This window comes from Sphingomonas citri, from assembly GCF_019429485.1.
Lineage (GTDB): Bacteria > Pseudomonadota > Alphaproteobacteria > Sphingomonadales > Sphingomonadaceae > Sphingomonas > Sphingomonas citri.
In genome coordinates this window covers 1-538 of sequence record NZ_JAHXZN010000030.1, presented here as the reverse complement: position 1 = coordinate 538, position 538 = coordinate 1, and the positions used below count along the sequence as shown (strand labels likewise).

The window sequence follows — 538 nt, the reverse complement described above, 5'->3', positions numbered from 1 at the left end:
GTCGATCGGGTTGGTGCCTGCGGGGGTGTCGAACTTCATGGCCTCAACCCTTCTTCTGCGCCGGCGTGCCCGCCTGGGCGAGCACCGCGGCGAGCGCGCGCGTCGCCAGCGGCAGCTTGAACGCATTGTCCTTGGTCGGTGTGGCGCCCTGGAAGGCGCGCGCGGTCACCGCCTCGGCGCCCTGCGGCAGCAGCGCCTCCGCCGCCTCGACCCGCCACGGCTTGGGCGCGACGCCGCCGAACGCCACCCGACCGCTGCCGTCGCGCTGGATCACCGCCGCGACCGACACCAGCGCGTAGGCATAGGAGGCGCGGTCGCGCACCTTCTCGTAGAAATGCTGGCCGCCGAGCGGCCTGGGCAGCACCACCGCGGTGATCAGCTCGCCGGGGCGCAGGCTGGTGTCCTGCTCGGGATGGTCGCCCCACAGCCGGTGGAAGTCGGCGATGGGGATACTGCGGCGCTGGCCGGCGGCGTCGACCGTCTCCACCACCGCGTCGAGCACGCGCATCGCCACCGCCATGTCGCCGGGGAAGGTGGC

At 73.6% G+C, this 538-nt stretch carries 1 protein-coding gene; it reads right to left on the bottom strand.

Features of this window, described 5'->3' with window-relative positions:
- Positions 1–43 precede the first annotated feature (43 nt).
- The coding region (locus tag KZ820_RS21690; protein ID WP_219750871.1) for an FAD binding domain-containing protein at positions 44–538 on the bottom strand (495 nt) is incomplete at its 5' end.